We start from the raw sequence: 13,971 nt of genomic DNA on the forward strand, positions 1-13,971 counted from the left end.
TAGAAGAGTATGCTAGGCTCTGTGGACAAAATTTTAGAGAAGCCATACAAGAGCTCCAACAAAATTGAGAAAACCCATAAAAACCTCAGCAGTTTTATCAAATCTGGAAAAAATGCGCCTAAAATTTTTAATTTTACCAAAAAAACACTCAATCAAATGACGTTCTTTGTAGATATGCTCATCGTAATACCTTTGCACTTTTCGATTCCGTTTTGGCGGAATAACTACTGTACATCCCTTGTCTTCAAGACTTGTAACAAAGGCATTGCTATCGTAGCCCTTGTCAGCTACTACAGTAGAGTTATAGATACTTTCGGTCAACACTTGTGCCTGCGTAATTTCATTTCTTTGACCAGGAGTCAGAGTAAATTTAAGTGGATTTCCAAGTGCATCGACAAGCGCATGTATTTTAGTTGTAAAGCCACCTTTGCTCCTCCCTAAAGCTTCTTGATCCTTGGAGTTTTTTGTATATCCAGATGAACATGGATGGCCTCGGATGATCGTACCGTCGATTATAGCAACTTCTAAATCAGGCTCTTGTTTAGTATATTCAAGCAATTTTTTCCAGACATCTCTTTCACACCATCTTTTAAATCGCTTATGTATATTCCTGTAATTACCATAAGTTTTTGGTAAAAGTCTCCATTGGCAACCACTTCGCACTATGTACCACACTGCCTCTATGAATATTCTTAAACGTTTTTCATCTTTGCTGTGCATTCCTTTTACGCTTTTTATGAACTCTAAAATTTGTTTCCAATTTTCCTCTTTGATGTAATATTGCATATGGTAGTTTCTCCATTTTTTACCTATTAGGCTAAACTACCATCTTTTTCTCTCTTTTCATATTTTTTGTCCACAGAGCCTAGAGAGCCTACCAGTATTTTTAAAGTAAATGTTCATGTGATTCCACAGATAATTTCTGTTTTTTGATTCTATCTGTCCATTTATCATTTTCTATATCTTGTTTGTTGGTTGCTCTTTTTTCTTGCTCAACAATTGCCTTATCTATCTTCTGATGAATTGCATCAATTGCATTAATTGCATTTTTTTCTTTGTATACTTCACTTTTCCCTTCAATAATTAAATTGGTAAAAATATTTACAACAAACTGCACTTGATTATGATTAACCTGACCTTTTATCAAAGAAGGTAAAAAGCCTAATTCCATTATATGTTGACCTATGTTATTATCTATACCTTCTGTATGCATTAACATTTCATCATCAAACTCTTTCAATACTTCTGATGCTATTTTACCTTGAAAGGAAAGCCCTAAATTATCTGCTACTTCACTTATTAATAACTCTCTGTTTTCTTTATTATCTTCCAATTTAGCATAATCACTCAATAGATCCATAGCGGTAGACACCTTGATTGCAACAAAATCATTAACATCTTCTGGAGCAGAGCCTGATCTCAACAACCTATCTCTGAGATTTTCGCTTAAAAGATTGATAAACTCTTCATTTACATCCGATCCTGTAGTAGATATTGTACCATCTAAATAGTTACTTTGAGTACCGAAGCCATGCTCTATTTGTATTTTTGTCTCAGGTTTAAATCCTAATTTTGCACAGAATTTCTGAAAATATTTTTTAATAATGTCAAACAAGTTCTTGCCATTATCTTTATAATTTTTTAACTCTTTAGGAATAGTAAGTGATAATTTACCATCTCCATATTTTACAAGGTCTTCACCATCTTGAGACTCAAGTGTAAATTCTAATGAGTTAGACAGATCACATATCTTATCACCATGCATAACTTGATTTTTAACAGAGAGTATTGGTAGCCTCATGTCAGATCTAATTCTTACATTATTTTGGTTAGCACAATCAATATTTATTACTTTTTTAGGATTTTCTACTATGAACGACTGTCCAAGTGCAAGTTGGGTTTGTATAAATGGAGCAGCCTCATACCCTGCTTGATTACAATTGGTGACTAGCTCTTCTAAAATAGCATTACTTGGAACTTCTGCCCCAGCGTATCTGAACATTTTTTTGAAAACTTCTTTTGCAAAGGAACGGTAATCCTTGTTTTCATCTTTCTCTGTTGGTAATAGATGGATATACCTTTGGCCAGCATTGTAAAATTCTTCAAATTCTTTCTTATATGAATCAGTTTTTTGATGATCAGTAGTTTTGGGATCTTCGCAGTGATTTTTCCACAGCTCACCCAATGCATCACTTACAAGCTCTTTCTCAATATCTTCGAGTACTGAAGCAACAAAAGCTTTGCCACGATCCGTATCTATTTCTCTTGTTCCTTTTTTGTTAAATATTTCGTCATTATATATATCATCACTATTAAAAAGTTCGCTTCTGCGGTGCTTAGCTCCTTCCTTAAATGCAATAATAAAATTTTTATCTATTTCTTTTCCGTTAATAATAAAATTCATCCTTTGAAAATCTAAGAACATTGTTTCACCAGAATTTGCTAATTCATTATCTTGATCTGCTCTTAATTTACTAAAATTGAACTCTTTAGCTGTGGCCTTTAATCTAACTACTGGACTCTTATTATTTTTTTCTTTTGCCTCTTTCATAAATAACACCTTACTGTAAATATGCTGTAAGTTGTATCATATAATGATGAATAATTTGGTAATATATTAAGAAAATCGACAGTATATTTCTTTATTTAAGAGGTGTAGGAAAGGCGTAGATTTCTCTTTCCATTTGTAGCGTACTGCATTAATATTTATGTATTAATTTAGAAAATAATGATGAATAACATTGTAATTGTTGGTCTGCAATGGGGTGACGAAGGCAAGGGTAAAATAGTAGATTATCTTTCTGAAAATGCAGATGCAGTTGTGAGATTTCAGGGAGGAAATAATGCAGGGCACACTATAGTAATAGATGATGAGGTTTATAAATTAAATTTACTGCCCTCTGCTGTTTTGAGAACGGGCAAAATATCTATTATAGGAAACGGTGTTGCTCTTGATTCGCATGCTCTAGTCTCAGAAATAGAGTCATTGAAAGTTAAAGGAGTGGACATAAACTATAACAACTTGATGGTATCCGAGAGCTGTCCATTAATACTTAGCGTACATAAGGACAAGGAAAAGCTATTTGAAGATTTAAACGGAAATCACAAAATTGGTACAACAAATAAAGGGATAGGACCATGTTATGAAGATAAAGTTGGGAGGAGGGCTATACGCCTTTGTGACTTAGAAAACGCAGATGAGCTCAATAAAAGAGTAGATACTCTTTTGAATTACCACAATGCTATCAGGAAAGGCCTTAACTACCAGGTGGTTAAAAAAGAAGAAATATTAAAGGAAATTCAAGAGATTTCAGAAAAAATTCTTTCATATAAAAAACCTGTATGGAAGATATTAAATGACTTGATGAAAGAAGGTAAGAAAATAATATTTGAAGGCGCCCAAGGTACATTTTTAGATATCGACCACGGAACTTACCCTTTTGTTACTTCAAGTAATACCGTAGCATCGCAAGCAATAACAGGCTCAGGATTATCCTCCAATGCTTACATTATTGGTGTGGTAAAAGCTTATACAACAAGAGTGGGCAATGGTCCATTCCCTACTGAGCAAAAGAACGAAGTGGGGGACAGCTTATTTACTATAGGCAAGGAACTTGGAACAGTGAGCAATAGGAGAAGGCGTTGCGGATGGTTCGATGCAGTTTTAGTGCGCCAGGCCGTACAACTCTCTGGAGTTTCAAGCATTGTATTAACCAAATTAGATGTGCTTGATTCTTTTGATACAATTAAAATATGCACTGGTTACAAGTATAGCGGAAAAATGTATGATTATTTACCCGCATCACATTCAATACAAGAAGAACTAGAGCCAGTGTATGAAGAATTTCCTGGCTGGAAAGAAAACACTCAAGGTAAAAGGTTGATTAAAGCATTGCCTACTAATTTAATAAAATATATAGACAGGTTAGAAAAATTAATAGGTGTACCAATTCATCTAATCTCAACTAGTCCAAAGAGAGAGGATGTTATTAAGCTTAAAGATTTCTGAAAACGTCTTTGTATCTTAGAGCCTGTACGTAATCTCAAAAAAGAGATAAAGTGAGAGGATAAAGTATATAAAGTAGGATATGCGAAGTTTATAACCAAGTGACATAAGTCGAGAAAAGTTTGAGGTTATTGTAGCAGATCTGGAATCTTGCAGAAAGAAGACAAAACCAAGAACACTTGATTTACATGATGTATTTTGTGGAGTGTTATACGTGTTAAAAAGTGGTTGCCAGTGGAGAATGGTATCAAAAGAGTTCCCAAAATGGCGCAATTGTTACGACTATTTTAAGAAGTGGAGTGAAAAACCAGATGCAAATAAAGAAAGTGTTCTGGAGCTGGTATTAAAAAAAATAATTGCGACAAAACAATGGTCGGAAAAGCTTCTGCATAATTGATGCACAGAGTATAAAAAATGCAGATACTGCTGAAGCTATGATGCAGGCAAGAAGATTTCAGGGCCGTATTGCAGTAGATACGCAAGCATGCAATTTATACAACAACAGCAGAGATAACTGACCGTAGCAGTGCTGTGAGAATGGTCGAAAATGCAAAAGAAAACCTCTCGGGAGTTAAAAATGTACTGGTTGATGCAGGCTATACTGGAGAGAATTTTGTAACTCAAATAAAAACGATTATTGGTGCAACCGTTGAAGTGATCAAAAGAAATGAATTACGTTCCTTTGTTGTATTGCCCAAAAGATGGGTTGTGGAGCGATCTTTTGCTTGGTTAGAAAAATGTAGAAGATTGTGGAAAAATTGTGAGCGAAAACTCAATACTAGCCTACAAATGGTAGTTCTGGCTTTCACTGCCTTACTTCTGAAAAAATTATGAACAGGCTCTTACTAACTCTTATCTAATAAAAAAAATACTTGTGTAACTTCGAATAGTCTATTATGCAAGACAGCAGTATAAACATGTAGTAAGAAATGTATAATGAAAAATAAAAGCTCAATTTTAACACTTGCAGTTATTTTTACACAATTAAGTAATCATAAAAGTTAGTGTAGGACGAGGTTATACAGTTTGATTTCTTTTAATATATGTTAATTGGTATAATATAAATATAGTTAAGGAGGCGTATTATGACTGGAAGTTTGGCTAAGGAAGAAAAAACAGCAGAGGCAGGAAAAACAAGTAATCAGTCAGAGAATTATGATGTTGAATCAGTTATAAGGGTAGCATCATGTGCTTGGAATGCAATACATTGCTTGTTGGCATCTTATGAATACGATCTATATTCGTCATGGCTTGAATCGCATTTTACATCCCTCAAGGACCGTATCAATAAAATGGAAAAAGACAATTCTTTCACTAAGGACTCTGCTATAATAAAGTTCTGCCGCTCAATTGCAGAAAATAATAAATTATACAAAGAGTTAAAAAATTTAAATAATCTTGCTGAAAATTTTGCCAATGAAGAATTTGATTCTCAATTAGAGAAGATAATAACAGGCTTTAAACTAAAAAACCTAGAAGACAAGGTAGGCTTCTTAATGCTTTTGAAAGAAGAAAGAGACCTCACTGCTATACAGAAGGCTTATAGAGATGAGTGGAGTTTTTATGACCTAATAAACGATAGAGATTTTAAACAAACGTACATAGATAAAGCAGTAACAGAGTCTGCTAATAAGAGCTTTAAGGAAGATATAGATAAATGTATAAAGTTGGCAGAGCAGGGAAAAGAAGCTGCAAGTAAATATCTTGGAGAGAAAGGCGTAGAGCTTCGAGCTTATTACACAGAAACTGATAACGCTCATAGAGTTTTGAATATCAATCTTATTAATTACAATAGAAGTGAGCCAACCAGGATTAGTGATATTTTACGGCAAGAGAAAGATATTAAAGAATTGAATATCTATTGCAATAAAAAACATGAAATACACGCTCATCGGAAAGGTAAGGAAAGACATTATAAATTTAAAGAGGGCGCATATTATAAAATGACAAGCACTTGGCCTGTAAAGGATGGATCCGAAATGTGTACCATGATTATGAATGTGAGTAGCGATGGCATAACTGAAGTACTAAAATTTAATGATGAAGATTTTGTGCTATCGGAGGAGATCTTAGAATTGATAAAGCAAAATGATGAATTATATATTCAAAGTCTCTCCTTATATGATGCTGTACTAGAAAAGGGTAAGGCTGCTGATGTTGTGCCTACTGCTAATAATAATTTTCAAAATGAATCTATAACGGCCTATCAAGATAAGGAACCAGAGGGGGAATTAGACCCTAAAGTTGATGCTGACAATAGCCTTCCTCCTTCTATTAATAGCAATGCATCAACTCAAACGGAAGTCAATTTACAACACACTGAAACTCAAACAGAAGTTGCTTCACAACAAATCGAAACTAAAACGGAAGTCAATTTACAGCACACTGGAACTCAGACAGAATTTGCTTCACAACAAATGGATGAATTGATTTTAAATAATCAGATGCTGTCCGAAAAAAACGTTGAATTGAAGCAAGAAATGTCAAATTTGAAAAAAGAAGCTGTTGAATTGAAGCGAGAAATAGAAGCAGGGTTGCAAGTGATAAATAAAAAGCACCATGAATTAATACAAGAAAATCAGCGACTACAGGAGAAACTAGAAACAACCCAAGCAGAAGCTAATCAAACAATTGTAAAGTTAGAGAAGCAGAATAGCGATTTACAAGACAGGTTTGAAAAAGAGGAGCAAAAAAACACGGAATTGCAAACTGAACTGGCACAAAAAAATGAAGAATTAGCAGGTGTGTTAAAAGAGCTACAAGGGAAAGCACAAGAACTTAAAGGTGTATATGAAGAAAAAAGAAAGCTAAAGGAAGAGCTGAAAATTGTTAATGCAGGAAAGAAGAATTTGGAAAAAGAGCTAAATCAAGCACGAGAAGATGCGGAACAGATAATGGTTGAACGACCCCAGCAGAAAGAGCGCTTGAAAGATCAGCTAAGAGAATTAGATCAGGAATATAAGGTACAAGTAGAAATTGAGCAAAAGATTAAAGAATCAGATAGGCAGGATAGCGATTTACAAGATACACTTGGAGAAGAGAGACTAAAACTCAACATTGAAGAGCTAGAAAACGAGTACGAGGAATTTCCAGGAGATAAGGTGCTTACACTTGAACTCACTAAAGATGAAGATAAAGTCGAAGAGTTAAGAAACGAGCTAGAGCGTGAGAAAGAAAAGTGTAAACAATTATTAGAAGAAGAAAATGAATGGGGTGATGAATTGGTAGGAATGCTTGATGGACTGGAAGAAAAAATTCGTGCTGATGAACAAAGGAGCTTCAACAATCAATTAACGGGAGAAATTTCTAATGAGTCTGGTAATGCTCCACAAAAGAAGAGCGGGTTATCCAAATCTTTAAGCCTTGATAATGAGTCTTATGTTCCACTGAGAGAGAAGACAACATTACTCAGATCTTTAAGCATTGATGACGGATATGGTAGCGATGAGGAAAAGTGTGGTAATGTTTTACCTTCCAAAAGTCCTATGAGTTTGTTTGAGGAGGTGGAGGTGGAAAAGAGTAGAAACGTAGGTAGCTCGCCTTCTTTCGGTTAGGTTGGAGAAAGTGAAAAATGCAGGTTCGAAAGCATTATTGTGAAGATGGTTGGGGTTAAGTTGCAACTTAAGTGGGGCGCAAAAGGTCTTTTGTGTTGATAATAATTTAAAATCTATAGTAGACTAAAAAAGATTATTAAATTATAATATAACATATGATAAAAGACGATAAATCGAAAACAATTTTTGAAGTGGAAGGGGCAGTAACTGCTTTACTACCTGCAGCAGAATTTAGAGTGAAACTAGACAATGAACATGAGATTATCTGTCATGTATCAGGGAAAGTGAGAAGAAGTAAAATACGCATCATTATAGGGGATAGGGTGTTAGTTGAGATGAGCATTTACGATAGGAATGCGAGAAAGGGTAGGATCATTAGAAGGCTTAAAGGTACAAGTGACAGAACGATCTCTAAATAATCTTATTCTTGCTTCATCATCGAAAAGGCGTATAGCTTTACTAAAACAAATAAACATTGAGCCAGGTTTAATTTTGCCAGCAGACATAGATGAAGCCCCTTTAAAAAAGGAACTTCCGAAGGATTACTCAATCCGTATGGCAAAAAGTAAAGCGGAGAAAATACAAAGCTCAAATCCAAATTACTTTGTGCTTGGTGTTGATACAGTTGTTGCTTGTGGTAGAAGGATATTGCTCAAAGCTGAAAACGTTGAGCAAGCAGAAAAATGTATCCGCTTGTTATCAGGAAGAAGGCATAGAGTATACACCAGTGTATGTCTATTAACTCCCGATCAATCTAAACAACATATCAGGACTGTGGTTACAATAGTGAAATTTAAACGTCTCAGTGAACAAGAAATTAAGTATTATTTAGCATCAGAAGAGTGGAAAAATAGGGCAGGGGGATGCAATATACAAGGCCTAGCTGGAGTGTTCGTATTGTTCTTACGCGGCTCCTACTCTTCCGTTATAGGGTTACCATTACATGAAACCTATTGTTTGCTAAGCAATTATTTTAACTTCAATTTATATTGAAATACCTTTATTAGTATCTTTTTTTTGTTGTGACTCAGCAACCTGTTTAGCCCAATCTAGTGGTCTTTTATTTCTGTTAGCTAATGCAATTCTATTGCGATCATAACCATCAGTGTGTTCTGTTAAAGTATCTCCTCTTTCTTCTTCTATTACTCCAGCTTTCAGTTGTGCTTCATCTTTCTCTAGTAATTTATATAGTTCGCTATTTTTATCTACAGTTGGATTAGTGTCATTATTTTCTCGTTCTGCCACTGTTTTTTCTAACCACTTACGTATAGGGTCATATTGTTTACCTTCTCCTATCTTTTCTAAAATGCTTTCTGAGAATGAATCTTTAGGAATATTTTCTTTAGTAGCCTGTTGTGCCGGTTCTCTTAACCCTTTATCCGGGTTTCCCAATGCTCCTTTTAACTCACTCGTATCTCCGATTTCTTTTGGTTCAATGTTTTCTAAGCTCTTCTTTAACTGTTCAGGATTTACTTGAGATTGTTCATGATTGGCATGAGTTGGAGATGAATAGCCCGAATCGTTTGTTTTTATGTCTGTTGAGCTGTCTTTTAGCAACCCAACTTCTCTCAAGCGTTTTTTAGTTTCTTCGCTAATCTGACTCTGATCAGCTGGTTTTAACCCGAGATTTTCTTGACCTAATGTATTTTTAAGTTCTTCAAATAGAGTTAGGTTACTTTGTCTAATATGTTCTTCTAATTTCCTTCCTACCTGTTTTAAATCTGTTTGAGATTTACTATCACTATTAGTTGGAGATATATAGCCTGAATCACTTATACTATTTGGTGTTGAAGCAGAGACACTAACAGTTGGACCTTCCACTATTTTTACATCTGCTAAATCGTCTTTTTGCAATCCATCTTCTTTATCTTGTGACAGTTTATCAGTAGGATCAACTTGCCTTAATCCTCTATTATCCTGCTGTGATCTATCTCTGATTTCTTTAAGAAGATTTTTAGGTGGAGTTTGATCACTTTGTTCAATGTTCTCTAAGCTCTTCTTTAACTGTTCAGGATTTACTTGAGATTGTTCATGATTGGCATGAGTTGGAGATGAATAGCCCGAGTCACTTTTATTATTGAGTGCTGTAGCAGAGAGCGGCTGTTCACTTTCTTTCCACTTAGCATCACTAGCATCTTGGTTATCACTGTTATCTGGAGAAGATGAATAAGGAATTCTGTCCTTTAATGTCTCTAACGGTGATGGGTTATTTTTTCTACTTCCTGCAATTGATGCTTTTCTATCATCAACATCAATGTGCCGTAAGTTGTTTTTCTTGAAATTTCTGATGTCTTGTAACAGATCGCCTTTGCTATTTCCTTCTTGTTGCTGGGTTTTAGGTTGTTGCTGATCATTAGGTGTTTGCTCACTTCTATCTGGTTTTTGGCTTCCAGGTACAGCATGTCCAAATGTAGGATTGTCATAACGTTCATCTTCTTGCCTATTATCTTGGCTTACAGACTTGGTGAAAGTAGAACTATCTGAAGAATCAGAAGTTGCACCTTTTTGCTGATTATTAGGTGTTTGCTCATTTTCGCGCAAGTCATCTGGTTTTTGGCTTCCAGATTTGGCTCCCCCTTGCTCATCGAAAACACCTTTTTCAGGTGGTAGTGAACTAGTTCTAGGTGGAAGTGGCGGAGGAGTTTTTTTGTTCTGAGGATTCTCCTCAAAAAGCGATTGTAGGTTATAAACTTGACCTCCCGAATTTGCTTCTCGTGCTGCTTGTCTAAGCTCACGCTTTTCTTTAGCCTCCTGAGAATTAATTTTATCGTCAAAATCTTTTCCAATTCCGCTATCGTAAGACTGCCTTCTGCTGTTAGATTGTAGTCCAAAATGTGAATGGTGGTCTTCTTTTTTTTGAGTTATATCAGTAGCTTGAACGCTAACACCTCTATTAACATCAATTCTTGTTGTAGTTTCAGATGATAGCTCGTTACTGTCTTTATTATGTTGCACCTCATTCACTTTTCCTTTTTCCCTGAATTCTATTTCATGCAAGAATAAACCACCTATTTTTACGTCTTTATTTGCTTTTAGCTGATCTTCAGTAACGCCATTACCTTCAATAAGTTTTACACCTTCTTTATCAATATTAACTTTAATAGTACACTTTTCCCCATTCACATACCAATTTAGCGTCATTTCATATGAACCATCGGTTACGACATAATGTCTTATTTTTTTCTCTCCTTCCTCGGCAACAAAACCGTGCATTCCGCTCTTTCCATCACTATGCAATGTTGAAAACCCCGAGATTCCATTCTTCTGACAAAAATCACTGTTTAAAAATTCGCTGATTTTAAACTCTTTTTTGTTATCTCCCAGCGTAATACTTGCGTGATTACCGTATATTGAAACTCCTGCAACATCATCAACATACTCTTTCAACCTTTCTTTAACTTCACTTTCAAGCTCTTGTCCAGCTTTCTTTGTCTTGTCGCATTTCTGAAGAATAACTCCATATGTTTTATCTTTGTTTTCTTCTTCGTCCCAATTCCAGTTGGCGTGTTTTGTTAAAAACTTTACTGTGTTAAAATCAACTCTAGCATTATAAATTGGGTCGTCTTCCTTTTTTATTTTATCAAATAAAGGAAAAATTTCTTGAATGCGCTCATTATAAATGTGTTCTTGTTGTGTATCGTTAGTGTTCATATACCCCTCACTAATAACCCTCTGCCTTTAGTTCTAGCTAATACTAGCTAATATAATTATCACAAGCATTGGTTGAATTTTTATTAAGGAAGGTTGTGTTACTAATGTGATGACACAAGCTATTTTATGGTAACATCAAACGATTTAAGTTGTCATTCCAGTCTGGAATCCAGCCTTTCACGAACCCCATCAAAAATGTTGTGTTTTAACATAAGATTAGCTACTTTTATGCTCACTAACTTAGTGCCAATCAAGATTCCTGGATCCCAGTGTCTGGGCACTGGGATGACATCCTTCTTGGCGGAAATCACTCTTATATCACAACAGCTGCATAGCCTAAATTGCTTTAGCTATAGCTCTGTTTTTGCAACCTCAAATATCTGCTACTCATAGTAAACACTTCTGGATCTTGAGAGGTTAGCTTGAGTATAGCGAGTATGTTGATAAACAACAAAGCAGCAATCGAGATATCAGCAACATCCCATAGCAACCGGACTTTACCTATCGCACCAAGCGGAATGATCATGGTAAAAATTACAATCCAGATTTTAGTGTATTTATTATCCATAGACACATAGCGTATTGTCTGTTTTGAGCAAAAAAACCAAGTAAAAATAGTAGTAAAAGCAAAACAAAACATTATGGCCATAATTAAATAGTCAATATAAGGCCAATTCATTGCCTTTCTAAAAGCAAATATGCACATGTTAGTGCTCTCTAAATCAGTAATCCAAGAATCTGTGACAAGCAGTACCATTGTTGTAATAAACACTATAAACGCAACTATAAAAGGCGATATTATCGTAATTAGACTCTGCTCAATAATAAATTTATTATTATTTTTCTTAGGAACAATTGAAGAATGTACGATTCCTTCAAGGCCAAGCCCTATATCTGTTGCAAAAATACCTCGCAAAGTTCCGACTTGAATAATAGTCAACATTTCTAGAATCAAACCTAGAGATAAACCAGAGTTAAAGCTACTGGTTGTAAAAAAACTGCCTGTTATTAATTTTAGAGAAGGAAGAATATTTTCACTAAATTTAAATAATATGATACCGCAAAGTGTGAGGTAACTTACCGTCATTATCGGTATCATAGCCGATATAAAAATTTTAATCTTTTTTAAGCTGAGAACTGCAACAACAAAAAATATTATGGCCATTACAATGCCACCAATGACTACAGGCACATCTATCATGTTAAGTGGTATTGATAGAGAATTTACCTGAACAAGGTTACCAACTGTTATTGAAACCATCATCATAACAACCAGAAACACAATTGTAGCTTTTCTAGAATTAAATGCATCAGCCATGTAGGCTACAGGGCCACCTATAAACCGTCCGTTCTTTTCCTTTCTGGTTTTTATACTTAGATAACAAGTGACATATTTTATCACAGAAGTGATAACAATAATTATCGCCATCCACAAAATAGAGCCCGGTCCTCCGGTTTTTAGAGCAACAGCAGTTCCTGAAATGTTTCCTACTCCTAAATTTCCTCCTAAAATTGTAAACAGAGCGGCTATAGAAGAAAATTTATTTTCTCCTTTTTTAGCTCCAAGGAGTGAAAGGGCGTATGGTAATCTCAATACCTGTAGCCATTTTAGTTTAATCGATAGGTAAACACCAGCAACTGGCATGAGTAATATTGTTGGCAGTAATAAAACAAACTTTACTATACCCATTTACATACTAAAAGTGAGTGTTTTGACTTAAGTATACATACAAAAATTGAAAATACCTAACCTATTTTCTATGTATGAATTCGTTTCCGTCATTCTAGAAACCTTTTCTTGTCATCCCAGTGTCAGCTACTTGGATGACGCCATTTTAGAGGAATTCCCTTATACCACAAGTTTGTACAGATGTGGGTTTGACCATAGCTAGATTCCAGCGTCACGCGCTGGAATGACACCTACCCCATGAGAACTCTATTTTTCATACCACTCATTTATAAGTTTATTGATATCAGAATCTATAAAATTCTTTAATGGTTGCCTGATTTTTATCTCAACATTTTTAGGGATGCACCTATCTTTACATATCGCATAATTTATATGGAAGTTAAGGTCAATATACCCTTGATTTAAAAATATATTCATCTTAAAGAGAAATAATACCATATCCTCATATACGTTACTTACAAACGTCTCTCTCCCTACTTTATCTTTATGTTCCTTTGGAATAGGCCAGTGAATATTTATATCTGATGCATTACCTTTGTAACTAATAGACGTGGGAAGGCCAAAATCTCCAGGATCTTTATAATATATGTGCCAGCCTGGTTCTACTGTAACCTTTATTGCACCTTTAAGAGTGAAGCTTGCTTCATTTATCTCGCCAATAAGTAAATCAAATTTTGCAATTTCCTCGTCAGCATATAGTTGAGCGCAAGAAAAAAATAAAAACAATATTAAATATATATATATTTTCATTAAGGTAAATTTCTCCTTTTACAGAGAAAGTGATTTAGATTTTAATTATTATATTTAATAGTATTATATAGATTATTTATTAATATAGCATTATGCTATAGCTAAACTGACTTACGACAATCTGAAAAACGACAAATTCGTCATTCCGCTACTTGTTAGCGGAATCTATGCCGAGATACCGCGATTCATTCCAGTTATCTAAGTGGAGAAAGTCACCTCTCCCCACTCGACTTCAAAACCGGACTTGTGACTTTCACCACATCCGGCTTCTCTCTAACTTGGTGTTTGTCATACATACTTCTCCATGTAATTAACATTTC

The 13,971-nt window shown here is 34.9% G+C and carries 9 protein-coding genes and 1 pseudogene; 5 read left to right on the forward strand and 5 right to left on the reverse strand.

From position 1 onward, the window contains the following. Positions 1–33: 33 nt before the first annotated feature. The gene (locus OOK85_RS03785; RefSeq protein ID WP_264702253.1) at positions 34–786 is read right to left on the reverse strand and encodes an IS5 family transposase; all 753 of its coding nucleotides are present in this window, start codon (positions 784–786) and stop codon (positions 34–36) included. Positions 787–886: 100 nt separating this feature from the next. Further along, positions 887–2,551, reverse strand: a complete 1,665-nt coding sequence (locus OOK85_RS03790; protein WP_264704096.1) for a hypothetical protein — start codon at positions 2,549–2,551, stop codon at positions 887–889. A 180-nt stretch (positions 2,552–2,731) separates the two neighbouring features. On the opposite strand from OOK85_RS03790, the gene OOK85_RS03795 reads away from it, so the two are divergent. The 5 genes and pseudogenes from OOK85_RS03795 to OOK85_RS03815 all read left to right on the forward strand — a co-directional run bounded on the left by OOK85_RS03795 (position 2,732) and on the right by OOK85_RS03815 (position 8,553). Continuing rightward, the gene (locus OOK85_RS03795) at positions 2,732–4,009 is read left to right on the forward strand and encodes an adenylosuccinate synthase (RefSeq protein ID WP_264702151.1); all 1,278 of its coding nucleotides are present in this window, start codon (positions 2,732–2,734) and stop codon (positions 4,007–4,009) included. 103 nt (positions 4,010–4,112) lie between these two features. Beyond that, positions 4,113–4,840, forward strand: a pseudogene (locus OOK85_RS03800) (IS5 family transposase). A 251-nt stretch (positions 4,841–5,091) separates the two neighbouring features. Then, complete coding sequence (locus OOK85_RS03805; RefSeq protein ID WP_264702153.1) at positions 5,092–7,560, forward strand: coiled-coil domain-containing protein; 2,469 nt, start codon at positions 5,092–5,094, stop codon at positions 7,558–7,560. A 155-nt stretch (positions 7,561–7,715) separates the two neighbouring features. Next, positions 7,716–7,979 (forward strand): translation initiation factor IF-1, encoded by a 264-nt coding sequence (infA, locus tag OOK85_RS03810; protein WP_264702155.1) that lies wholly within the window; start codon positions 7,716–7,718, stop codon positions 7,977–7,979. Continuing rightward, positions 7,957–8,553 (forward strand): Maf family nucleotide pyrophosphatase, encoded by a 597-nt coding sequence (locus OOK85_RS03815; RefSeq protein WP_007550161.1) that lies wholly within the window; start codon positions 7,957–7,959, stop codon positions 8,551–8,553. The genes infA and OOK85_RS03815 overlap by 23 nt, the downstream gene beginning before the upstream one ends. Here OOK85_RS03815 and OOK85_RS03820 read toward each other — a convergent pair. The 3 genes from OOK85_RS03820 to OOK85_RS03830 form a co-directional block, all read right to left on the reverse strand. Next, positions 8,545–11,211, reverse strand: coding sequence for a hypothetical protein (locus OOK85_RS03820; RefSeq protein ID WP_264702158.1), 2,667 nt, complete (start codon positions 11,209–11,211; stop codon positions 8,545–8,547). The two genes, OOK85_RS03815 and OOK85_RS03820, sit on opposite strands and share 9 nt — an antisense overlap. Before the next feature lie 346 nt (positions 11,212–11,557). Continuing rightward, positions 11,558–12,901, reverse strand: coding sequence for an alanine/glycine:cation symporter family protein (locus OOK85_RS03825; RefSeq protein WP_264702160.1), 1,344 nt, complete (start codon positions 12,899–12,901; stop codon positions 11,558–11,560). Positions 12,902–13,147: 246 nt separating this feature from the next. Continuing rightward, positions 13,148–13,651 carry a protein-disulfide reductase DsbD domain-containing protein gene (locus tag OOK85_RS03830; RefSeq protein WP_264702162.1) on the reverse strand — a complete coding sequence of 168 codons (504 nt, stop codon included), beginning with the start codon at positions 13,649–13,651 and terminating at the stop codon, positions 13,148–13,150. Positions 13,652–13,971: the final 320 nt, after the last annotated feature.

Source organism: Wolbachia endosymbiont (group A) of Volucella inflata (assembly GCF_947250665.1).
Lineage (GTDB): Bacteria > Pseudomonadota > Alphaproteobacteria > Rickettsiales > Anaplasmataceae > Wolbachia > Wolbachia pipientis.

Coding starts and splice junctions, on each gene's coding strand:
- OOK85_RS03790 (WP_264704096.1), bottom strand. CDS start 2,551: ATGAAAGAGGCAAAAGAAAAAAATAATAAGAGTCCAGTAGTTAGATTA.
- OOK85_RS03785 (WP_264702253.1), bottom strand. CDS start 786: ATGCAATATTACATCAAAGAGGAAAATTGGAAACAAATTTTAGAGTTC.
- OOK85_RS03820 (WP_264702158.1), bottom strand. CDS start 11,211: ATGAACACTAACGATACACAACAAGAACACATTTATAATGAGCGCATT.
- infA (WP_264702155.1), top strand. CDS start 7,716: ATGATAAAAGACGATAAATCGAAAACAATTTTTGAAGTGGAAGGGGCA.
- OOK85_RS03825 (WP_264702160.1), bottom strand. CDS start 12,901: ATGGGTATAGTAAAGTTTGTTTTATTACTGCCAACAATATTACTCATG.
- OOK85_RS03795 (WP_264702151.1), top strand. CDS start 2,732: ATGAATAACATTGTAATTGTTGGTCTGCAATGGGGTGACGAAGGCAAG.
- OOK85_RS03805 (WP_264702153.1), top strand. CDS start 5,092: ATGACTGGAAGTTTGGCTAAGGAAGAAAAAACAGCAGAGGCAGGAAAA.
- OOK85_RS03830 (WP_264702162.1), bottom strand. CDS start 13,651: ATGAAAATATATATATATTTAATATTGTTTTTATTTTTTTCTTGCGCT.